General features: G+C 31.5%; 23 protein-coding genes. 19 read left to right on the plus strand and 4 right to left on the minus strand.

Going from position 1 to position 24384, the window contains the following annotated elements:
* The first annotated feature begins 50 nt into the window (after positions 1-50).
* A complete protein-coding gene (locus EL082_RS03345) occupies positions 51-911 on the plus strand; it encodes an alpha/beta hydrolase (RefSeq protein WP_002466493.1) in 861 nt (286 codons plus the stop codon).
* Positions 912-1017: 106 nt separating this feature from the next.
* Here EL082_RS03345 and EL082_RS03350 read toward each other — a convergent pair whose 3' ends face one another.
* The gene (locus EL082_RS03350) at positions 1018-2016 is read right to left on the minus strand and encodes an LLM class flavin-dependent oxidoreductase (RefSeq protein WP_019236020.1); all 999 of its coding nucleotides are present in this window, start codon (positions 2014-2016) and stop codon (positions 1018-1020) included.
* Positions 2017-2140: 124 nt separating this feature from the next.
* Between EL082_RS03350 and EL082_RS03355 the strand changes: the two genes are divergently transcribed.
* From EL082_RS03355 to EL082_RS03380, 6 genes are all read left to right on the plus strand, one after another.
* Entirely contained in the window at positions 2141-3148 is a 1008-nt protein-coding gene (locus EL082_RS03355; protein ID WP_049415978.1) for an NADP-dependent oxidoreductase, read from the plus strand.
* 64 nt (positions 3149-3212) lie between these two features.
* Complete coding sequence (locus EL082_RS03360; RefSeq protein ID WP_031464029.1) at positions 3213-4220, plus strand: zinc-binding alcohol dehydrogenase family protein; 1008 nt, start codon at positions 3213-3215, stop codon at positions 4218-4220.
* A 299-nt stretch (positions 4221-4519) separates the two neighbouring features.
* Positions 4520-6082 (plus strand): BCCT family transporter, encoded by a 1563-nt coding sequence (locus tag EL082_RS03365; protein ID WP_002466475.1) that lies wholly within the window; start codon positions 4520-4522, stop codon positions 6080-6082.
* Positions 6083-6264: 182 nt separating this feature from the next.
* Positions 6265-6801 carry an alkaline shock response membrane anchor protein AmaP gene (amaP, locus tag EL082_RS03370; RefSeq protein ID WP_103286145.1) on the plus strand — a complete coding sequence of 179 codons (537 nt, stop codon included), beginning with the start codon at positions 6265-6267 and terminating at the stop codon, positions 6799-6801.
* Between the two features lie 12 nt (positions 6802-6813).
* Complete coding sequence (locus tag EL082_RS03375) at positions 6814-7053, plus strand: DUF2273 domain-containing protein (RefSeq protein ID WP_002450482.1); 240 nt, start codon at positions 6814-6816, stop codon at positions 7051-7053.
* 83 nt (positions 7054-7136) lie between these two features.
* Complete coding sequence (locus tag EL082_RS03380; protein ID WP_002466478.1) at positions 7137-7658, plus strand: Asp23/Gls24 family envelope stress response protein; 522 nt, start codon at positions 7137-7139, stop codon at positions 7656-7658.
* Between the two features lie 88 nt (positions 7659-7746).
* Here the strand turns inward: EL082_RS03380 and EL082_RS03385 are convergent, their stop codons facing one another.
* Complete coding sequence (locus tag EL082_RS03385) at positions 7747-9702, minus strand: IucA/IucC family protein (RefSeq protein ID WP_015364802.1); 1956 nt, start codon at positions 9700-9702, stop codon at positions 7747-7749.
* A gap of 102 nt (positions 9703-9804) precedes the next feature.
* On the opposite strand from EL082_RS03385, the gene EL082_RS03390 reads away from it, so the two are divergent.
* From EL082_RS03390 to EL082_RS03420, 7 genes are all read left to right on the plus strand, one after another.
* Entirely contained in the window at positions 9805-10980 is a 1176-nt protein-coding gene (locus tag EL082_RS03390) for an MFS transporter (RefSeq protein ID WP_002466514.1), read from the plus strand.
* A complete protein-coding gene (locus EL082_RS03395; RefSeq protein WP_002466481.1) occupies positions 10977-12734 on the plus strand; it encodes an IucA/IucC family protein in 1758 nt (585 codons plus the stop codon). Before EL082_RS03390 ends, EL082_RS03395 begins: the two co-directional genes overlap by 4 nt.
* A 4-nt stretch (positions 12735-12738) precedes the next feature.
* Positions 12739-13818, plus strand: a complete 1080-nt coding sequence (locus EL082_RS03400) for an alanine racemase (protein WP_002466487.1) — start codon at positions 12739-12741, stop codon at positions 13816-13818.
* A 238-nt stretch (positions 13819-14056) separates the two neighbouring features.
* Entirely contained in the window at positions 14057-15064 is a 1008-nt protein-coding gene (locus EL082_RS03405) for an ABC transporter substrate-binding protein (protein ID WP_049415972.1), read from the plus strand.
* A gap of 11 nt (positions 15065-15075) precedes the next feature.
* A complete protein-coding gene (locus tag EL082_RS03410) occupies positions 15076-16107 on the plus strand; it encodes a FecCD family ABC transporter permease (protein WP_002466523.1) in 1032 nt (343 codons plus the stop codon).
* Positions 16104-17069 carry a FecCD family ABC transporter permease gene (locus tag EL082_RS03415; RefSeq protein ID WP_019236015.1) on the plus strand — a complete coding sequence of 322 codons (966 nt, stop codon included), beginning with the start codon at positions 16104-16106 and terminating at the stop codon, positions 17067-17069. Before EL082_RS03410 ends, EL082_RS03415 begins: the two co-directional genes overlap by 4 nt.
* Positions 17070-17350: 281 nt before the next feature.
* Entirely contained in the window at positions 17351-18721 is a 1371-nt protein-coding gene (locus tag EL082_RS03420) for a YjiH family protein (protein WP_049415969.1), read from the plus strand.
* A gap of 81 nt (positions 18722-18802) precedes the next feature.
* On the opposite strand, the gene EL082_RS03425 is transcribed toward EL082_RS03420, so the two are convergent.
* Complete coding sequence (locus EL082_RS03425) at positions 18803-19126, minus strand: heme oxygenase (RefSeq protein WP_002466508.1); 324 nt, start codon at positions 19124-19126, stop codon at positions 18803-18805.
* A gap of 160 nt (positions 19127-19286) precedes the next feature.
* On the minus strand, positions 19287-19547 hold the full coding sequence (locus EL082_RS03430) for a SunI/YnzG family protein (protein ID WP_002450471.1): 261 nt from the start codon (positions 19545-19547) through the stop codon (positions 19287-19289).
* Between the two features lie 197 nt (positions 19548-19744).
* Here EL082_RS03430 and EL082_RS03435 point away from each other — a divergent pair, with 197 nt between their 5' ends.
* From EL082_RS03435 to EL082_RS03455, 5 genes are all read left to right on the plus strand, one after another.
* A complete protein-coding gene (locus EL082_RS03435) occupies positions 19745-20266 on the plus strand; it encodes a metal-dependent hydrolase (protein ID WP_002466485.1) in 522 nt (173 codons plus the stop codon).
* Between the two features lie 66 nt (positions 20267-20332).
* Positions 20333-21520: a UTP--glucose-1-phosphate uridylyltransferase gene (locus EL082_RS03440; protein ID WP_015364806.1), complete on the plus strand. Its 1188-nt coding sequence runs from the start codon at positions 20333-20335 to the stop codon at positions 21518-21520.
* Positions 21521-21538: 18 nt separating this feature from the next.
* A complete protein-coding gene (trhA, locus tag EL082_RS03445; protein ID WP_002466495.1) occupies positions 21539-22222 on the plus strand; it encodes a PAQR family membrane homeostasis protein TrhA in 684 nt (227 codons plus the stop codon).
* Positions 22223-22448: 226 nt separating this feature from the next.
* The gene (gene sdrM, locus EL082_RS03450) at positions 22449-23786 is read left to right on the plus strand and encodes a multidrug efflux MFS transporter SdrM (protein ID WP_015364807.1); all 1338 of its coding nucleotides are present in this window, start codon (positions 22449-22451) and stop codon (positions 23784-23786) included.
* Positions 23787-23905: 119 nt separating this feature from the next.
* Positions 23906-24373: a SepA family multidrug efflux transporter gene (locus tag EL082_RS03455; RefSeq protein WP_002466494.1), complete on the plus strand. Its 468-nt coding sequence runs from the start codon at positions 23906-23908 to the stop codon at positions 24371-24373.
* Positions 24374-24384 lie beyond the last annotated feature (11 nt).

Consider the following 24384-nt stretch of genomic DNA (forward strand, 5'->3'; position numbering starts at 1 on the left):
TTGAAAAAATACTATATACTGAATGAAATATATGAAAAAGAGGTAACTTTATGAAGTCAAAATGGCTACTAATGATTAGTGTTTTAATCATTGCATTGATTATAGTTGCATCAGTGATATTCGTTCGTCAACATCACGCAACAAAAGTAGATACAGAACATTTTAAACAATCACATATTGGTACAATATTCGTGCATGGTTATGGTGGTAGTGAAAACTCAGAAAAATATATGGTAAACCAAGCTGTCAAACAAGGTGTAACTAATAATGTCATCACAGCAAGGGTATCAAAGGATGGCAATGTCAATTTTAAGGGGAATCTTAAAGACAATGCTTCAAATCCTATAATCAAAGTAGAGATGGAAGATAATAAAAATGGTGACACTGAACAAAACGCTAAAAATATCAAAAATGTGTTAGCAAATCTTAAATCCAAATATAAGATTGATAAATATAATTTTGTAGGACACTCAATGGGGAATTTATCATTTGCATACTTTATGAAAATGTATGGTACAGATAAAGACTTACCTCAATTAAATAAAGAGGTTAATATTGCTGGGACATTCAATGGCGTTTTAAATTTAAACGAAAAGGTAAATGAAATTACGGTTGATCAAAATGGTAAGCCAAGTAAAATGACTGATAATTACAAAGCATTATTATCTCTTAAAGATAGTTATAAAAATAAAGATATTAAAGTATTAAATATATTTGGAGACTTAAAAGATGGAACACATTCTGATGGGCGTGTTTCAAATGCTTCATCTCAATCTTTAAAATATTTAATAGGAGATTCGGTGAGTAGTTATAAAGAATCTAAATATACTGGAAAGTCAGCACAACATAGCCAATTACATGAAAATAAACAAGTAGCCAATGAAATAATAGATTTTCTTTGGTCTAAATAAGAAAAAGGTACAATTTCCATACGTACAAATCGAACCTTTCTATTTATAGGTAGAAAGGTTCGATAATGTATTCAATTGGATATTGTACCTTTATTTTTATAATTTCTCATGTTTTACTATATTCCATTACTAGTTCTAATAATCTTTTACGATTGGCTTCTCCATATACATGCGGCAAGATCATTATTTCGTCAACATGATAATCCTTCTTCAGTTGCTTTAGCTGGGTAGCTACTTGATATGGTGAACCGCTAATCACACGGTTTGCGTTGGATGACTTCTTCTTAAGTTCTCTATCAGTCCATTGTCGATTTATAACTGTATCAATTGAAGGGTAAGATTTAGGCTGATTAGCATAAAAAATCCTAATTAACCACAAATGAAAGGCATTTAGTAATTGATTGGTTTTGTCTAGGTTTTCTCCGGTAACAACAAACGTTGCTAATATGACATATGGTTTGACTCGGTCTCCATAGTGCTGATATATAGTAGATTTATATGTTTTAATAGCCGCTTGAAGGTGATGTGATGCTTGACCCATCTGTGCTATGACAAAAGGCAAGCCTTTTCTACCTGCTAGTTTCGCACTTCGTTCACTCATTCCAAGGATAAACATTTCAGGATAACTATTGATTTGTGGCGTTGCAATTAAAGTTTGAAAGCGATGTGGTTGAGTAACATCTTCAGTAAAATATTTTTGTAAATCGTTTAATTGGGTTTCGAATTGTAGTGGTTGAGTTTTATTTTCGTTCAATGCTGCAAAAACATTTGGGTAGCTTTTAGAACGGCCTAAAGCTAAATCAACACGTTGAGGATGTCGTGCTTCCATAATTTTAAACTGTTCTGCTACTTTATACGGACTATAGTGTGGAATCATGATACCACCACTTCCAATACGTATATGTGTCGTTTGTTCTAACAGAGCCATCATAATCATCTCTGGCGCACTAGATGCTACTGATAAAACTTGGTGATGTTCTGCTACCCAATACCTTTCATATCCTAGCTTTTCTGCAAGTTGTGCTAATTCGATACTATGATTCAGTGCATCAGTAGCATTTCTATTTTCAAAAATAGGCACATAATCTAAAATACTTAGTTTCATGATTGAATACATCTCCAACTTTTTCTCATTTATTGATTCATATTATACAGTTCGAACAAAATGATTGCGACATCTTGAACTGAGGTATTATGGTAATAACTATAAATTGAAAAAGGATGATTCGATGAATAATGAACAAATTAATTTCAATAAATATCCTGATGGCATGCCACAGGATGATACATTTAAATACGAGGAAATAGACATTAAAAATCCACAAAATGGTGAAATACAATTAAAAACTTTATATATTTCAGTTGATCCTTATATGAGAGGCAGAATGTCACAAGGAGACTCCTATGTTCAACCATTTGAAGTTGGCCAACCAATTGTAAGTCATATCGTTGCTCAAGTAACTGCTTCAGAAGCGGATGGGTTCCAAGAAGGCGATATTGTTACTGGTATGTTGCCTTGGAGAAAATATAATACAGTAACTAGTGACAAAGTTAATATAGTGCCGTCTACAGAAGTACCACTAGAATTATATTTAAGCGTACTAGGTATGCCAGGTCAAACAGCTTATCATGGTTTATTAGATATTGGACGCCCACAAGAAGGTGAAACGGTTGTGGTTTCAGCAGCATCAGGCGCAGTAGGTTCTTTGGTAGGTCAAATCGCTAAGATCAAAGGTTGTCGTGTGGTAGGCATCGCTGGTGGTCCTGATAAAGTAAATTATTTAACGGATACATTGGGTTTTGATGCTGGTATTGATTACAAAGATAAACAATTCGCTGAGAATTTAGCACAAGCATTACCAGATGGTGTGGATGTATATTATGAAAATGTTGGTGGAACTATTGCAGATGAAGTATTTAAACATCTTAATCGCTTTGCACGTGTGCCAGTGTGTGGTGCTATTTCTTCATATAATCACCCGGAAGATGACATTGGTCCAAGAATACAAGGCACATTAGTTAAAAAACAAGCCATGATGAGAGGTTTCTTAGTTGCCGAATTTGCAAATGATTTTAAAAATGCGAGCGAAACATTAGCACAATGGGTTCATGAAGATAAAATAAAAACGCAAACAACTGTGGCGAATGGGTTTGATAAAGTACCTGAAGCATTTAGAAATCTTTTTACAGGTGACAATTTCGGTAAGCAAGTGATTAAAGTAGCAGATCCTGAATAAAAAAGTAGATGTTAAATTACGAGGCAGACAGTTTTATTTAAAATCAATTTGAGGTGATTGCAGCATGAAAGCAATAGGGTTTGATCAACCATTTAACTTAGACGAAGGAAATCAATTTAAAACATATGACATAGACCTGCCGCAGCCAAATAGCACAGAAATTTTAGTAAAAGTAAAAAGTATTAGTGTAAATCCTGTAGATACTAAACAAAGACAATTGACAGTATCACATCCACCAAGAATTTTAGGATTTGATGCAGTTGGTACAGTTGAAGCAATTGGAAATAATGTGTCTATGTTTGAAGTAGGAGATAGAGTGTTTTATTCAGGTTCTCCTAGTCAACATGGTTCCAATGCTGAATATCAAGTAATTGATGAACAGTTAGTCGCACATGCACCTGAAAATATTACAAATGAACAAGCTGCAAGTTTACCGTTAACAGGGCTTACAGCATCAGAAACGTTGTTTGATTGTTTCAATATTTCAGATAACCCAAAGGATAATAAAGGTAAGACTATATTAATTATTAATGGTGCTGGTGGTGTAGGCAGTATTGCAACACAAATTGCAAGTCACTATGGTTTACAAGTGATTACGACTGCGTCCAGAGATGAAACAGAGAAATGGTGTTACGACATGGGGGCAGACATCGTTATCAATCATAAAAAAGATTTAAAACAACAATTAAATCAACAAAGTATTGAAGAAGTAGATTATATATTCTGTACATTTAATTCTGATATGTATTACGAAACGATGATTGATTTAATTAAACCAAGAGGACATATCGCGACAATTGTAGCATTTAATGAAAAACAAGATTTAAATCTACTTAAGTCTAAAAGTATTTCATTTTCTCATGAGTTTATGTTTGCAAGACCTGTTCATCAAACTAATGATATGATTAAGCATCATGATTACTTAAAAGATATTACAACGAAAATAGAGCAAGGTATCTACCAACCAACTACTACAAAAGTGATTGAAGGATTAACAGTAGACAATCTATACAAAGCACATCAAACATTAGAAAGTCATACAATGATAGGAAAGTTGGTAATTAACATTTAATTATTAGTGAGAAAATAACTTCGAAAAATAGTGTTTTAGAACAAGTAATCATTTATTTAATTAAGCAAATGATACTGGATAGTAAACACTATATTATCTGGAATCATTAATATACAAAATCAAAATATATTGTCAAAACCTGGGATATCACGTCTCAGGTTTTTTATTTTTTTTATAGATCAATCTTATTTCAATAAATTATTAAAATATTAATTGATATAAATTGAAAAATAATTAAACATGATTGGAAGTAAGTAGCTAGGGTATATGAAAGTTAGAAAAAGGGGAGTGTTATACATATGAAAAATAAATCTATTAGCATTGTATTTTGGGTTGCATTATCCATTTGTACTCTTTTTGTTATCTATGGTGCAATCTTGCCAAAACAATTAGAAACCGTTACTAAAAATATCACTTCATTTATAGCGGTTCATTTTTCATGGTATTACCTATTATTAGTATTACTTATATTAATTGTATGTGTTTATTTACTATTTTCTAGATATGCAACAATTACTTTAGGTAAAGAAGGTGAAGATCCAGAGTTTTCATTACCATCGTGGTTTGCGATGTTATTTAGTGCTGGTATGGGGATTGGTTTAGTATTTTGGACAACGGCTGAACCCATTAGTCATGCCTTTAAACTAACACCAATACATAAAGCAGGTACACAAACTGCAATTAATGATGCCATGCAATTTTCATTTTTCCATTGGGGTATTCATGCATGGGCTGTGTACGGTATTGTTGCACTTGTCTTTGCTTATTTTAGCTTTCATAAAGGCTATCCTGGTTTAGTGAGTGCAACATTAGTACCTATTTTTGGAGAAAAAGCAATGAAAGGACCGATTGGAGGCGCCATTGATGTATTAGCAGTGATAGCTACTGTGACAGGGGTAGCGGCGACATTAGGATTCGGTGCTTTACAAATTAATGAAGGACTTCATTTTCTATTCCATTTGCCGAATAATTTTGGTACGCAAGTGATATTAATTGCGATTGCAACAGTGTTATTTACTTGGTCTGCCTGGTCAGGTATTGATAAAGGCATTAAAACACTAAGTAATATCAATATGGCATTAGCGTTTATTGTATTAGTTGGTTTATTTATTGTGGGTCCAACGCTTTATATTTTAAATACGTTTACGAATGGTTTAGGGAATTATATAGCTAATTTCTTTAGTATGAGTTTAAGAATTCCATCCAGCCAGCAAAAATTCCAATGGTTACAAAATTGGACAATCTTTTATTGGGCTTGGTGGGTATCCTGGGCGCCGTTTGTAGGCATCTTTATTGCACGTGTTTCAAGAGGACGTACCATTAAAGAATTTATTTTAGGTGTATTATTCGTTCCTGCATTAGTTTGTTTTATATTCTTTGCTGTTTTCGGTGCTTCTGCAATGTATTTACAAGACAATAAAATTGCTAACATCGCGAAAGAAGCAACTGAAACCGCTACATTTGCAACATTAGAACATTATCCACTTGGATTTATTTTAAGCATTTTAACGTTAATTGTGATAATGATTTTCTTTGTTACCTCTGCAGATTCAGCAACTTATGTATTAGGAATGCTCAGTTCACAGGGTGATATTAATCCATCTTCAATTGTAAAGGTCAGTTGGGGAATCATTATGGCTTTATTTGCTATCATTATGATTTATACAGGTGGAACACAAGCCATACAAAATTTACTGATTATCGCAGCATTACCGTTTTCAATTGTCATTATTTTAATGATATGGTCATTATTTAAATCACTGGGTGAAGAAAAACCTAGACCAAGTAACAAGATATTAGTGAAAGATAGAGATTCAGACGTTTTAGAATATAAAAGTTCGAAAGATAAAAAAAGTTTTTAGATTTTTTGAAAAAAATGTTTCCGATTACAATTAAATGGGAATAAACCATATAAGTAGTACTTAATTAAATATAAAAACTGATAATTAAATTTTAAATTATTGGTTTTGATTTATTTATAATAGGGTACTCATTTTGTGTGATACTAAAAAATATAATACTAATTGAGGAGGTGTCATACGAGGTGAAAAGACTTAAAAACTTTATCCTTGGCCTACTTATCGTATTCATCGTTGGTTTCCTATTGTTTATGTATATTAAAGATAGTCGTATTTCTCAATATCAAGATTACTTCTTACAATTCAATTGGTTCCAACCACTATTGATTGGTCTAGCAGGATTGCTAATATTAATTGGTTTAATATTAGTACTAAGCATATTTAAACCTACGTATAGAAAACCTGGATTGTACAAAGAATTTGACGACGGTCATGTCTATGTATCAAGAAAAGCTGTTGAGAAAACAGTTTATGATACGATTGCTAAATATGATCAAGTTAGACAACCTAACGTTGTTACAAAAATGTACAACAAGAAGAAAAAATCATTTATTGATATTAAGGCAGATTACTTTGTTCCAAACAATGTTCAAGCAACATCATTAACAGAAAGTATTCGTGCTGATATTAAACAAAATGTTGAGCACTTTACTGAAATGCCAGTAAGAAAATTAGAAGTAAACGTCAAAGATCAGAAAACTTCTGGTCCAAGAGTGTTGTAAGGGAGGGATATCATGGCTAATAATAATAACCAAAATGGACAAGACTCTACGCAACAGCTTATTAACATATTGAAAACTTTCAAATGGAGAATCATCGGATTTTTAGCATTTTTACTTATAGCTATATTATTCCTAACTTTAGGTTTCTGGAAAACAATTTTAATTATTGTTTTATGTTTAATAGGAATAGGAATTGGGTATATTAAAGACCGTACACAAGACTTTTTGAATTTTCTAAATAGATGGAGTTAATTTAACTTTAATTTCTAAGATGTTCATTTAAAGTTTTAAAAAGATTAAAGAATAATAATTTTATTTAAAAAGGAGAATGCAAAATGGCAGTAGATAACAATAAAGCAAAACAAGCGTATGATAACCAAACAGGTGTTAACGAAAAAGAAAGACAAGAACAACAAAAACAACAGCAACAACAAGAAAACCAACAACCTCAATTTGAAAACAAATTAACTTTCTCTGATGAAGTAGTTGAAAAAATTGCTGGTATCGCAGCTCGCGAAGTTAAAGGTATCTTAGATATGAAAGGCGGCTTCACTGATAGCTTTACTAACGCTTTCTCAAGTGGTAACAATGTAACAACAGGTGTTTCTGTTGAAGTTGGTGAAAAACAAGCTGCTATCGACTTAAAAGTTATTTTAGAATATGGTGAATCTGCACCAAAAATCTTCCGTAAAGTAACTGACTTAGTTAAAGAACAAGTGAAATATATCACTGGTTTAGAAGTTGTAGAAGTTAACATGCAAGTTGACGATGTTATGACTAAAAAAGAATGGCAACAAAAACATGAAAAAGATAACAACCAAAACAACAACAATAACGAAAGACAAGGTTTACAATAATCTGTCCATTTAGTTATTTAGTTTTATAATAAAGAATCCGTGAGATACTTAAATATGTATCTCACGGATTTTTTCATACGTTTTAGTATTAAGAATGTAAGGGATTATTTACTTTAATATATGTGTATTCGTGTGCTTCATCTTCTAAGCGCATGGTAGTTACGCATTTATAATCAATTGTTTTAGCAAACATTACATTTTGAATTTCAGAGATTCTTTCATTAGGAACATCGGTCATTGTATCTAATATTTGGTGAATGATGTTTGCTATATCGTTCCAAATTATATCTTCTAAATTCTTATGATCAGCTGATTGTACAATGGTTAAGATTAATTCGCCTAAATGATTTTGAACGGTTGAATAAAAAGCTTTATTGAAAACAGAAACTTTAGATTCTGTTAAAATGCGTGATTTCTCGTGAAATTGGTCTGTAGCATAACCCATATCATTTAATCTTGCTTGATCGATTCTTAATCCTTCAAAGTCTCTCACATATAAATGATTTAATGAACCATCTTCGTTAAAATGTACAATTGCGTTCTGCAAATGTGCTTCAAGTGCAATTCCGTACTTCGTTAATAACGGTACAACTAAGCCTAATAGGGCATGACTATAATCTTTCATCCACGTTAGAGCAGCTTCATCGTATGAAGTGAATTTATGGTGACTTTGGTATAACTTAATTAATGACACTATTGGTGGCTCAGGGTGATATGGATATTGAGCGACTAGACTAGATGGAATCATTGAAGTTAAACCATTTTGCTTGAGATGAGTGTTAATATTGGTTCTAAATAAAGTACCTAATTGTTCACTACGCTCAGTTTGTATTGGGTCTAGGTCGTTTTCATTATAAAAATGGATACCAGCAACTTCATCAATGACCGATGATGCATATGGTTTGAATGTCGTATCATTAACTAATATTTGATTTAAAATGTGGGTCACTAACGGGCCATTATGTGTGGTTTGCTCCGATAATGTTCTAATCTCTCCAGTAATATGCACATTAGTTGATAACTTAATATGAGGATCTTCATTTGGCGCTTTTGGCATCAATGTTCTAAAAGATAATCCAGCATAATACGGTAATGTACATTGAGTCTTAATGATCATATGTTGATCTAGTTCTTTACTATAATCTCGATCGAGCACTTCATCATACTGCCAAGGATGTACTATCATGACATGATAATCATCTATATTGATATCATCATATTGTTTTATTTCATCCAAAAGTTGTTGATACATACTAGGGAAAAGTTGGTTGATCGTATCATTATAAGATTTATCTAATGATTGCACTTTACTAAATTGATGATGTATCAAAATAATTTTCAAATCAATGGGTTGAGCAAATTCAGGAGAATATTTAAATGTCTCACTTGAATCCATACCTTTTCTTAATTTTGCACCTGGATGTAGAGGGTGACCTTCGATAACAGCTTGTTCTGAACGTAAATAGCTATCATTATGATTTTTAATAATATCAAACAAAGGTTGTGACTCACCTTTCATGCTATAGGCTTGATAACTAATAGCAAATATCATATTTGCTGCGCTATTTGTTAAATCATCTTTAAATTGATCGCTAGCCTCGTTATCTAACTCCGGTGCTTCAATTAAAACCCATTCTAATATATCATTCGGATGTTCTACTCGATAAAAAGATGAATCATTTATAGATTGATAATAAAAAGGACCTTCAACATCTACACGATTAAATGCGTGTTGACCACTTATAGGTGCATATAACTTTTTATGTGATGCTTTAAATTCTATTTCTAAAACTTCAGGTCGATGGATGGACAAAGCTTCGATATCTTTACTTTTTAATATTCTACTATGATCTTTGCCGTGTACCAGATTTTCTCTATGTATTGATGTGACTAATCTTTGTGTCACTTTATCGCGACCAATATTTATATTTTCAATAAAGTATTGCGACCATTCTGGATGAGATTGACTTAAAAATTGATAAGCATTTTGCTCATCTTTGGTCAGTTTTAAATTATGTTCTTTTGTGTTTTTAATTAAATTCATAATTCACCTCTAAAAAAATATTTTACAAAAATTAATAAGATTTGTATAATCCATATTAATGATAATGATTATTATTATCAATTAAAAAGACAGGTGAAATTTATGGCTAAATTTTTCTTTTCCAGTTCATTTCTACTGTTTTTAGGGAATTGGATTGGGCAAATCGGGTTAAACTGGTTTGTACTTACTACATATCATAACGCAGTTTATTTAGGTTTAGTTAATTTTTGCCGGCTCGTACCCATTTTGTTACTAAGTGTATGGGCAGGTTCTATAGCTGATAAATATGATAAAGGAAATTTACTGCGTATTACAATCTCTTCATCATTTTTAGTTACAGCAATACTGTGTGTGATGACGTACTCATTTAATCAAATTCCTGTATATATTGTATTAATCTATGCGACATTACGAGGAATGCTAAGTGCTGTTGAAACACCAGTAAGACAAGCAGTCTTACCAGATTTATCTGATAAAATCACAACAACACAAGCAGTATCATTTCACTCATTTATTATTAATATATGTCGTTCTATTGGTCCAGCCATTGCAGGTGTTATTTTAGCAGTTTATCATGCACCAACGACATTTTTAGCTCAGGCTATTTGTTATCTCATAGCGGTAGCTTTATGTTTACCAATACATATTCAAGCAACTGATTTGGGGGAACACCAAAAAGAGATGTCATTAAAAGTAGTGTTGGATTATTTCAAACGCAATTTAGAAGGTAGTAAGATTTTCTTTACTTCACTTCTAATTATGGCAACCGGTTTTTCATATACAACAATATTACCGGTCTTAACTAATCATGTTTTTCCCGGACAATCTGAAATATTTGGTATTGCAATGACTTGTTGTGCTATTGGTGGCATTATCGCTACTGTGATATTACCTAAAATTCTAGATCATATCGATGCTGTTAAAATGTATTATCTTAGTTCATTACTTTTTGGTATCGCCTTATTAGGTATCATTGTTCATAATTTAGTAATGATGTTTATCTGTATTACTTTAATTGGATTATTTAGCCAATGGGCGAGAACAACAAATCGCGTTTATTTCCAAAATAGTGTTAAAGATTATGAAAGGGGTAAGGTATTAAGTATTGTAATGATGGACCGAGGCATGATACCGTTAGGAAGTTTAATTATGAGTTTCTTTGCTGACAAATTTGGCGTATTAAATACATTTTTAATTATGGGAATAAGTACAGTAGCCATTTCGATCATATTTTACTTAATGCAACGAGTTCATAAAATTGGAGGAATTTCACAATGACACGCAATGAGTGGTTACTTGCAGATAAAAATATTCAACATAGAATGTTAAATGCAATTGTAAAAGAACGAATATGTCCTGAGGACGCAAAAATAAATCAATCAACAGATAAAATAGAAATACAATATCATGGACGAGTTCTAACTGCCTATGTTTTAAGAAAAAGTATGTTAGAAAGATATGTATTTGATGGACCATTCACATATCAATGTGGTGATGAACGCATTCAAATTACAAGTTTAGAAAGTTTACTTAACATATTGAATGATGCTTTTGATATTGAAATATCTGAGCGTTTATATCATGAGCTTATCCATAGTAGGGATAGCTTTGTAGAATCATATAAACAATTTAATAATAGAACATCATTAATTCATCAAAGTATGACATTTTCAATGCTACCAGACACGATTAATTTTTTTACATGGTTGCAACATATCAAAGATAATGGTACTACAAACGATTTAAGTTACTCTGAAAGTTTAGTTTTAGAAGGTCATCCTACACATCCTTTAACTAAGACCAAGTTGCCATTAACATCAGAGGAAATACGTCGCTATGCACCAGAATTTGAAAAAATTATTCCATTACATATTATGTTAGTTTCATCTTCACATATAAGGACAACATCAATGGAAAATGATGAACAGTATATCGTTAATCAAGTTATTCCAGAACTTAAGGATAAATTACAATCATTTCTAAAACCGCTCGATTTAGAAATGAATAATTATCGGGCGATCTTTGTACATCCATGGCAATATGATCATGTGATTGGTGAACGTTTTAAAACATGGATTAGTGAGAAAATATTAATTCCAACACCGTTTACAGTCGAATCTAAAGCCACATTGTCTTTTAGAACAATGGAGTTATTGCATCATCCATTTCATATAAAATTACCTGTAAATGTACAAGCGACAAGTGCTGTACGAACAGTATCTACTGTGACAACGGTTGATGGTCCTAAATTAAGTTATGCACTGCAAGATATGTTGAATATTTATCCTGAATTAAAAGTGTCTGCTGAGCCATTTGGCGAGTATGTCGATGTGGACGCGGATTTAGCACGTCAATTAGCGTGTATTGTTAGAGAAAAGCCAGTGTTAGCTCAAGAAGGATCAACTATAGTTAGCGCAAGTCTAGTGAATCGCAATCCGGTTGATGATGACGTCATAGTTGATAGTTATATTAAATGGATAAATAACGAGCTCACTACAGAATCGATAGAACAATTTATTCGACAATATACAAGCACATTAGTAAGACCATTAATAGCGTATATTCAAGATTACGGTATTGCTTTAGAAGCACATATGCAAAATACCATCGTAAATCTTGGTCCTAATTATCAAATGAACTTTTTAGTCCGAGATTTAGGTGGTTCCCGTATTGATTTACAAACATTAAAACATAAGCTACCAGATGTTAAAATTACGAATGAAAGTTTAATTGCAGATTCAATTGAAGCAGTAATAGGTAAGTTTCAACATGCCGTTGTCCAAAATCAATTGGCAGAGTTAATTCATCATTTTAATCAATATGACATGGTGAATGAAGAGAGATTATTTAAAATAGTACAACAAGAAATTGAAGCGGCGATTGATGCCAATAAAAATCATGCTCAAGCTTTACATCGTGTCTTATTTGGACCAACAATTTCAGTTAAAGCATTATTAAGTATGCGAATGGAAAATAAAGTGAAGAAATATTTAAATACAGAATTGGAAAATCCAATAAAAAAAGAGGTGTAAGTACATGGCAAATATAAAAATAAATTTATCCAAAATACAATACAATGCCAAAGTACTTCAAACCATTTTAGATGCTAAACACATACAATTTACACCTGTCATTAAATCTATCGCAGGGGACCTACAAATTGTTCAAAAATTAATTGAATTAGGTATCACACATTTTGCAGATTCTCGATTAGAGAATATAAGACAATTAACTAATTTTGATTGTTCATTCACGATATTACGATCAACACAATTATCACAGTTAGATAATATGATTAAAGATACACAAATCAGTATTCAAACCGAATTAAATACTATTATTGAGCTGAATCGTATAGCGCAACATTTAAATATAAAACATCAAGTGATATTAATGGTTGATTGGAAAGACGGTAGAGAGGGTGTTCTAACTTACGATGTTGTTAAATATATCGAAACCATATTGAATTTATCCCATATTCAACTTGTTGGTGTGTCATTTAATTTTATGTGTTTTAAATCAAGTTCACCAATCGAAGATGATGTCTTTATGATTAACAAATTTGTTAGTGCCATTGAGAGAGAAATAGGTTATCGCATGAAAATTGTATCGGGTGGAAACTCAAGTATGCTACCGCTAACGATGTATAATGACTTAGGCAAAATAAATGAATTACGAATTGGTGAAACATTATTTAGAGGCGTCGATACAACTACAGACAAGCCCGTTTCACATTTGTATCAAGATGCGATAGTATTGGAAGCAGAAATATTAGAAATTAAACCACGTATGAATAGTCATACGAAACAGTCATATTTGCAAGCGATAGTTGATATAGGATACATTGATACGGATACAACTCATATAAGCCCGATAGCCAATGATATCCAAATTATTGGTGCATCAAGTGATCATTTAATGATCGATTTAAATAATCAAGATCATTATCAAATTGGTAATAAAATACAATTTCAATTGAGTTATGAAGCATTATCTCGCTCGATGTATAATAAAAACCTAGAAAAAGTATATGTAACTGATACGAAAGTTGAAACGATGATTCATTCATTTAATGAGCCATTTTGTTCAACGTATCATATAAATTCAAATATCTAATCAACGGAGCACCGACATCAGTGATCTCAATTAATTTTGAGAGTAATGTAAGGTGCTCCTTTTTAATATCTTGGAAATTTAAAATTCAAATATATGCTAAAACCATTCCGCATTATATATGATAAAAGTATTCGAAGGGTTCATATTAATTATAAAATTTATAAAAATCATATTGACAATGAGAATCGTTATCAATAAACTATATATGTAAGCATATACATAGTTAAGGAGTGGAAAAATGAAAGGTATCAAGTTTTTGAGCATACTCGGCTTAATGTTAGCTTTAGTATTAGTCACTGCATGCGGTAGCGTAAGTAATAATGGGTCAGACGACTCTAAAAATAAATCAGCGTCTAAAGATGGGGTTGAAATTAAACGTGCTGAAGGAACAACTAAAGTTCCTAAACATCCTAAACGTGTGGTCGTTCTTGAATATTCATTTGTAGATGCATTAGCAGCGTTAGATGTTAAACCTGTAGGGGTTGCAGATGATAATAAAAAAGAACGTATTATTAAACCCTTAAGAGATAAAATCGGAAATTATACTTCAGTAGGTGCTCGTAAGCAACCCAATTTAGAAGAGATTAGTAAGTTAAAACCAGATTTAATTATTGCTGATAGCAACAGACATAAAGGTATTTATAAAGATTTAAACAAAATTGCACCAACGATCGAACTAAAAAGTTTCGATGGGAACTATGATGATAATATCGATGCATTCAAAACAATTTCTAAGGCATTAGGTAAAGAAGACGAAGGTAAAAAACGTCTAAAAGAACATGATAAGAAAATTGCTGAATACAAAAAAGACATCAAATTTGATAAAGATGAAAAAGTATTACCAGCTGTAGCGGCAAAATCAAGTTTCTTAGGACATCCTAGTGAATCATATGTTGGTCAATTCCTAACACAATTAGGATTTAAAGAAGCATTATCACCAGATGTTACAAAAGGTTTAAGTAAATACTTAAAAGGTCCTTATTTAGAAATGAATTCAGAAACATTGTCTGACGTTAATCCAGGTCGTATGTTTATTATGACTGATAAAGCGAGTCCAGATGAACCAACATTCAAGAAAATGCAAAAAGATCCAGTCTGGAAAAAACTTGACGCTGTTAAAAATGATCGTGTAGACGTTGTAGATCGTGATTTATGGGCTAGAGCTCGTGGATTAATTTCTTCTGAAGAAATGGCGAAAGAATTAGTTGAGATTTCTAAAAAGGATCACAATAAAGACGATAAGTAAGGTGGAAAACTATGACTATGAAGGAACAAAGTAGTCAATCCGCTATACTACAAGAAAAAAGAAAACGCACTACACTCACATATATTGTGAGTGTGTGCTTTCTTTTTATTTGTATTTATTTAAATTTAGCGATTGGTTCTTCTCATATTGAATTTAAAGATATCATTCATTATATAACAGGTCATACTGATACGAAACAGACATTCTTGATACATAATTCTAGAATGCCACGCATGTTAGCAGGTTTATTAATCGGTGGTGCATTGGCACTTGCAGGTTTATTAATGCAATCTATTACGAGGAACCCATTAGCCTCACCACAAATATTTGGTGTGAATGCTGGAGCTTCTTTCGTTATTGTATTAATAACGGTTCTGATACCTTCACTTGAAAGCTATTCCATGATTTTAGCAATGATTGGTGCATTTTTAGGTGGATTAACGGTCTATACACTTTCAGGTTCAACTAAGGCAATGACACCAGTTAAATTAGCATTGGCAGGTATGGCTATTCATCTATTCTTCAGTAGTATGACTCAAGGAGTAATATTGTTAAATGAAGATTCCAACTCATCAGTGATGTTTTGGTTAGTAGGTTCATTGTCAGGTGTTAAGTGGCCAGAAGTGATTGCTATTACACCATGGTTAGTTGTGGCTATGATAGTTACAATGCTTATGGGACGTCAATTAACAATAATGGAACTAGGCGACGATATTGCTAAAGGATTAGGTCAAAAAATTCAAGTTGTTCGAATGCTCTTAGGATTATTAGTCATTATTTTAGCGGGTTTATCAGTTTCAATCGCAGGTCCAATAGGATTTGTAGGCTTAATCGTACCTCATATTGTAAAACGTTATATCAAAAATAATTATATCTTAATGATTCCACTCACTATTATAATTGGTGCCGATTTATTATTATTTTCTGATGTTTTATCACGACTTGTCACACATCCTTTTGAATCTCCAGTTGGTATCGTGACTTCTTTCGTAGGTGCATTTTACTTCTTATTTATCACAGTTAAAGGGGTGAAACGCGTATGACAAGGAAGAAGCATATGATTAGATATAGTATTGTTACAATATTATTAGTTATTAGTGCCATTTTTAGCCTATGTATTGGCTCAGTAATCGTGAATCCTATCGAGGCGATTAAAGGCATCTTCACACATGATAATTTTATTTTAAATGAATATAGAATCCCTAGAACATTATTAGGACTGATTATCGGTAGCAGTTTAGCGATATCTGGGGCAATTATCCAAGGTGTTGTTCGAAATCCACTTGCCTCTCCAGATGTGATAGGTATCTCTAAAGGTGCCAGTTTAGCTGCTGTTATTATCATCATGCTATTTCCATCAGCACCATTAGCGATATTACCTATTGGTTCGTTTATTGGGGCGTTAATGATTAGTTTAATATTGTCTTTTTTAATTTCTAAATTTGATGTTAAAGGATCTAATTTAGCTTTAATTGGTTTAGCAATAGGGGCAATATGTACGGCGATTGTGCAGTTTTTATTAATTCGCAATCCAATGGATGCTAATAATGCGCTTGTTTGGTTAACTGGTAGTTTATACGGTCATAATATTTCAAACTTCTTATCTATATTACCTTGGTTCATTATCACTATTCCGATAATTTTAATGTTGAGCCATCAATTGGATATCCTAGGATTGGGAGATAACGTCGCTGTCGCATTAGGTGCTAAAGTTAAAAGATTAAAAATGGTGTTACTCATCTTATCAGTAATGTTAGCAGGCGCTTCAATTTCAGTTGTTGGTGGTATAAGTTTCTTAGGATTGATTTCACCACATATCGCAAGACAAATAGTTGGCCATAAAACAATGCATGTCGCAATAATGTCAGGTTTAATCGGAGCGATATTATTAACATTTGGTGATGGTTTAGCGAGAGGTATTCATCCGCCATTAGATATTCCAGTAGGTGTCATTATTGCTATTATCGGTGCACCTTACTTCTTATTCTTATTAAGAAAAATGTAATAATTAGTGATACGACTCATAGACATTGTATGCATCAAGATACATGATATTGTGTTTCTTGGTGCATTTTCCATGTCACAAAATATTTAAATGAGTAACTATATATTTATAAAATTATTTAACTTTTAGCCATTGCACTTTGAATGTAAATCGCGTATAGTATTAAATACTTAATTATTCATAAAAATGTATATATATGAAAGAGTGTTTTGAAACAAATATAAATGTAATTTGAGTATATATAATTGTATTTTTAAATAGAAAGAAATGGATGACGAAAGATGAATAGATATTCTAAGCAAGAAATCATTAAAGGTCGAATTAAATTTATAACGATGTCACTTATCGGCATTATTTTATTTTTAATTCCTATACCAGTAGAACAAGATGGTAAAAAGCAAACGACGCTACCTGTTGCATTTTTAGCTAATTGGCTGAAAGATATTGTTGGTGGAGCAATGCCTTTTATCATTGTGACGATTATAACTTTATCAGCTATTTTAACACTCATTTGTTCTACGATTTTAAAAGATAAATTGGATCCAAAAGGATTATTATATAATGCGTTTAATGTGAATGTAAGTTGGATAATATTAAGGGTTTTAGCAGTAATCTTTGCATGGATGACGTTACTTAAAGTTGGACCTAAAATGATATATTCAGAAGATACTGGTGGTCTTGTGTTTTCTAGTTTATTACCAACTTTAGTAGCAGTATTTTTATTTGCGGCTTTATTTTTACCATTACTTATGGAATACGGCCTGTTAGAGTTGTTAGGGCCTTTATTTAGACCTGTCATGCGACCGTTGTTTACATTACCTGGCCGTTCAACAGTTGATAATTTAGCATCTTTTATTGGAGATGGTACTGTTGGTGTATTAATAACTAGTCGTCAATATGAAGAAGGTTTTTATTCAAGAAGGGAAGCAACAGTGATTTCAACTACTTTTAGTGTGGTTTCTATTACCTTTGCTATTATTATTGCAGATACTGTTAAAATGCAAGATCAATTTTTCTTATTCTATTTAAGTGTTATTATTTCATGTTTAATTGCGGCGGTTATCATGCCAAGAATATGGCCCTTGAATAAGATACCAGATGAATATGCGAAAGAAGTATCGAGTGATGCAAGAACAGAGCAACTTCCTGAAGGTAAAACAGCAATTGGTCATGGATTTGATATGGCTACAGAAGTAGGGATTAAAGCACCAGGTGTGAAAGGCTTCTTTAAAGCCGGATTAAAAACAGTCGTAGATATGTGGTTTGTTATATTACCTATAGTGATGAGCATTGGTACGATTGCTACTATAATTGCGAACTATACGCCAATCTTTGAATTAATTGGGAAACCATTCGTTCCATTTTTACAACTCTTACAAATACCTGAAGCTACACACGCATCTCAAACCATTTTAATTGGTTTTGCAGATATGTTTTTACCATCTATATTAATTGAAAGTGCACATAGTGATTTAACTCGATTTGTTATTGGTGCATTGAGTATTACACAATTAATATATTTATCAGAAGTAGGCGGCGTCATTTTAGGTTCAAAAATACCAGTTAATATCGGTAAACTATTTGTTATCTTCTTAATCAGAACAATTATTACATTACCTATTATTACTTTAATCGCACATCTATTTTTATAATATATAAGCCAAGATGCCTTATTTGTTGTATTAACAACTGCACATCTTGGCTTTTTTTCTATTCTAACTATATTGATATTGTTATGGATTTAAAACAGATAGTACATTTGCTTTTACGATTTGGTTTTTAATAACTGGAGATGGTTCGTCGCTTTTTGAATCTTTTGGTCGTTGATGCGCCTCTTTAAATGCATCGCTTTTTACCCAGTTATTGAAATCATCTTCAGTTTCCCACCATGTATTAACGTACATATCCTCAGTTTCATCATCTTCGTTATTGACTTGCCAAACTTCGATTTTATTAAATCCTTTTAGCGATTCAATTTTTCCACCTTGTGTGAATCTTGGTGCCATTTTTTCTGCGAAACCTTGTTTAACAGTAATGCGATTTGTAACAACAAACATTAAAATCACTCCTTATATATATTTAAATTATTCGTCAAATGTTATCTAATTAAATTATAGTCCTTCATTAGGACTATTAAAAATAAAAAGAGACAATGAGCATTGCGATTATTAGCAATATCATTGTCTCAAAGTTTATGAAAACTCTATTAAAATAAGATTATTTTGTTAATTCGTTGTATACTTTTTGATCATTTTGAGTATAAATAATGTATTCATGGTCATCTGTATCGATAATAACGCGATTTGTTTTACCGAATGTAGAACCGATTCTAGAAACTTCTCTACCTTCAACGTTAGGTACTGCGTGAATATCTTGGTCTTGAGAGATATTTTTAATTTCGTTTGTTGGAATTTTAATATCTGCTACTCTCCATTGAATTCTAACCTCATTATTATCTTTTTTTACTGTCATTGCCATGATCCAATACACATCCTTTAATTAATTTTGTAAGTATATCATAAATCATTTTGTAACCGTTTTCAAGATATAATGTGATACTTTTTAAAATTAAGTCATACTAATTAATAATGATTTAAAAAATAGAAGAGACCGAAAATACGTTCGTATAAATAAGGAGAATATGATAAAATATTGCTATTAAAGGAGAGGTAATTATGACTGGAAAGACACATGCATCTTGTGGTTTATTAGTAGGTGCTCTAACAACTCAATATTTTCATACAGATTTATTTTCATCAGTGACAGTTATTGTATTGTCGGTTATTTCTAGTTTATTACCTGATATTTGTCATACCCAAAGTAAAATAGGTAGGAAATTTAAAATACTTAGTTTTTTAATTCGACTGTTATTTGGTCATCGGACATTTACCCATTCATTGCTATTTATAGGAATCATTGGATTTTTACTTCATATCATAGAGGCACCTATATATTATGAAGTAGCAATTATCATAGGATTGATTTCACATGTTATACTAGATATGGTAACACCTAAAGGGGTTAAATTATTGTATCCATTGCCAATAACAATTAAAACACCGTTGAATTTTAAAACAGGTGGACTTGTAGATTTATCACTTGCAACTGCTTTAACAGTTGGAGCTATTTATGTGTTTTTTCAAAGTGAAGTAAATGATATCATACATCATTGGGGATACATATTTACGCAATATTAAAAACAAGATACATAAATTCGAATATACAATCGAGTGAAATTATAATTTACATAAGGAGACAAATTAATGTTAGAGAAAAATAAATTAGAGAAATTTAATCAACAACATTTATACGAATATGAAAAATTGATGAGTAGTAATGAAAAGCACGCGCTTGAAGATAAACTTGAATCATTAGATTTAGAAGAAATTCAAGAAATGTATAAAAACTTATATGTTAATAGACAAACCATTGATGATACATCAGATGTATCGGAAGTTAAATATACTGTAAAGTCTGAACTTGATGAACAAGTGAAAGATGAATATAGAAATCAAGGTATTGAAGCAATAAGAAATGGCCAGTTTGCAGTCGTATTAATGGCTGGTGGTCAAGGGACTAGATTAGGGTATTCAGGTCCAAAAGGATCATTTGAAATAGAAGGCGTAAGTTTGTTTGAATTACAAGCGCGTCAATTGATGGCATTGAAGAAAGAAACAGGACATACAATGGATTGGTATATCATGACTAGTGATACCAATCATGAAGCTACTTTAGCTTATTTTGAACAACATCAATATTTTAATTATGATATAGATAAAATACATTTCTTTAAACAAGATAATATCGTTGCATTAAGTGAAGAAGGCCAACTTGTATTAAATGAAGCGGGTCATATTATGGAGACACCAAACGGTAATGGCGGTATCTTTAAATCACTTAAAAAAGCTGGCTACCTTGATAAAATGAAACAAGATAATGTTAAATATATATTTTTAAATAATATTGATAATGTTTTAGTTAAAGTTTTAGATCCTATGTTTGCAGGATTTACAGTTTCCAACAATAAAGATATTACGTCTAAGACAATACAACCTAAGCAAGGTGAAAGTGTCGGTAGACTTGTAAATAAAGATAGCAAAGATACAGTTCTTGAGTATTCTGAACTAGATCCTAATGTTGCAAATCAATTTGATAATGCAAACATCGGTATTCATGCATTTAAATTAGGATTTATTATGAGTGCAGTTGATAGGGAATTACCATATCACTTAGCAATTAAAAATTTAAAACAACTAGATGAAGACTTTGGAGTAGTTGAACGACCAACACTTAAATTCGAGTTATTCTATTTTGATATCTTCCGTTATGGTACTAGTTTTATTACGTTACAAGTACCTAGAGAAGAAGAGTTTTCACCATTGAAAAATAAAGAAGGAAAAGACAGTGTAGAAACGGCAACAGCTGATTTGAAACGAATGGGAATGATTTAAACTAAGGTGGTCCAGAGTATGTCAAACACAGAACAACATATTGAATCAAATCATAGTTCTTTTAAAGATATCATGCCTTTGTCATTTGGTGAGGAAGTTGGAAATACTGTCACGCATGGCTTTGCATCATTTTGTACAATGGTTATATTACCATACGCTGCAGTGCATAGTTTTAATAAGCATGGGGCATTGTTATCGACAAGTATTTCAATATTTGTCATTAGTTTATTTTTGATGTTCATATCATCAACGGTCTATCATGCAATGGCGAATCATACAGTACAAAAATATGTATTGCGAATTATAGACCATAGTATGATATATGTTGCGATATCAGGTACATATACACCAATATTGTTAAATGTAGTTGGTGGTTGGTTAGGTTGGACTGTGTTTATTCTATTATGGGGGACAACTGTGTGGGGGATTTTATATAAGTCAATCGCCACTCATGTCAATCATAAGCTAAGTCTAATAGTATATTTAGTTATGGGTTGGGTAGGTGTTATATTTGCACCTATTATCATTTTAAGAACATCATGGTTATTTATACTATTTATTGTATTAGGTGGTTTATCATATACTATTGGTGCTTGGTTTTATGCACAAAAGAACCGACCATATTTTCATATGATATGGCATATATTTATTTTAATTGCTTCATTTTTCCATTTAATAGGCATATTATTTTTTATGTCTTAGATGAAAAACTAAAGGTAGCTAGAGATTTTACAATCATGTCTCTAGTTACCTTTTTTATAAATTAATTAGGAATCAATTAAATAAAGCGTTTATTTACAATTACAGTTGGAAAGATGAAATAAAATATAACAAAACGAAAAGTCATACTAATTAATGATTGTTTTATTAAATGAAAGTCTATAATATAGATTGAGTTGTAAGAAAAATTAAGTTGGAGGACAACTAAATGAGATTAAAATCGATGATAACGGTATTAGCATTAATTTTGATAATGTTTATGGCTGCGATTGAAGCATCAATTATTTCACTAGCAATGCCGACCATTCGTCAAGATTTAAATGCTGGAAGCTTTATTTCTTTAGTATTTACAGCATATTTTATTGCTTTAGTTATAGCAAACCCGATTGTTGGTGAACTAATGTCGCGATTTAAAATTATATATATCGCTATCACAGGGTTAGTTTTATTTGCAATAGGTAGTTTTATGTCAGGTACAAGTGAAACTTTTATGATGCTCATTATATCTAGAGTCATTCAAGGATTTGGTGCTGGTGTGATGATGTCGTTATCACAAATTGTTCCTAAACTTGCATTTGAAATCCCATTAAGATATAAAATCATGGGCATAGTAGGAAGTGTTTGGGGTGTATCAAGTATTATAGGTCCACTTTTAGGTGGAGGTATACTTGAAATAGCAACTTGGCATTGGCTTTTCTTCATTAATATTCCGATTGCCATTATTGCGATTATATTAGTCATTTTTACATTCCATTTTCCAGAGGAAGAAATCATATCTAAGACAAACTTTGATGTAAAAGGTTTAAGTTTATTTTATGTATTTATTGGTTTATTAATGTTTAGCTTGCTTAATCAAAATCAAGTTTTATTGAATGTTTTATCACTATTACTTGCATTATTGATAGGGTATATTTTATATAAAGTTGAAAAAACAACTGATCACCCATTTTTACCAGTGGTAGAATTTAATAAATCCATTGCCTTAGTATTTATTACAGATTTACTCATTGCCATTTGTTTAATGGGCTTCAATTTATATATTCCAGTATATCTACAAGAACAAATCGGTTTATCACCGCTTCAAAGTGGATTTGTTATTTTTCCATTATCTGTAGCATGGATAATCTTAAACTTTAACCTAGCTAAATTAGAAGCGAAGTTTTCAAGAAAAGCATTATATATTGGCGCATTTACCTTCCTAATCATTGGAAGTATCATTATTATTTTCGGTATAAAAACCCCTTTACTTATAGCATTTAGCGTTATTCTTGCTGGCTTGAGTTTTGGGTTTGTATATACAAAAGATAGTGTCATTGTGCAAGAGGAAACATCTCCACATCAAATGAAAAAAATGATGTCATTTTACGCATTGACTAAAAACTTAGGGTCTTCAATTGGATCAACGGTTATGGGTTATATGTATGCTATGAAAGCAGGTTGGTTCGGTAGCAATTTGCATAATGTACTAGGTTTAGCAATTATTATTGCAATTGTATTAGTTGCATTATGGAGTTTCATTTATAAGAACAAACCGGTGACTAACTAATCAAACTTAACAATTCGTTTGAACGCCTACATTTATTGTGGGCGTTTTTATAATTTTATAAGGTCATCGATTAATGGTAAAATACTTAATGTATTCAAAATAGGAGGAGGATAAGTGTAATGAAGTTTTTTAGAAATAAGATGTACAATTTAATATCTACACTTATTGTTCTTACTATTTTTATTATATCAGGAACGATTTTTTTGATGTTTTTAGGATTTGGATTATATGGCTTAAGTAGGATTTTAATATATTTTAAATTAGGATATTTTGGCTATAATAAAAGCTTTTACGACAATATTTTCTATTATGGTAGTTATATTGTTTTAGGATACTTCACTTTATTCGCAGTTGAACATCTTATGGATTACTTTAGAAAACGTTTGCCACAAAATCCATATTTCCAAGGAATTACTTATCATTTAATTGGTTATTCAGTTACTACAATATTGTTTTATTTTATAATACATGTCCATTACACATATATTGATATTAAGTTTTGGGTGATTATGGTAATTATTGGATTCTTATATATTTGTAAAGAAATTTTCTATCCAGATAGCACAAATTTAAATAACAAAAAGTAATGAGCACTAAA

This window comes from Staphylococcus warneri, from assembly GCF_900636385.1.
Classification (GTDB): Bacteria; Bacillota; Bacilli; order Staphylococcales; family Staphylococcaceae; genus Staphylococcus; species Staphylococcus warneri.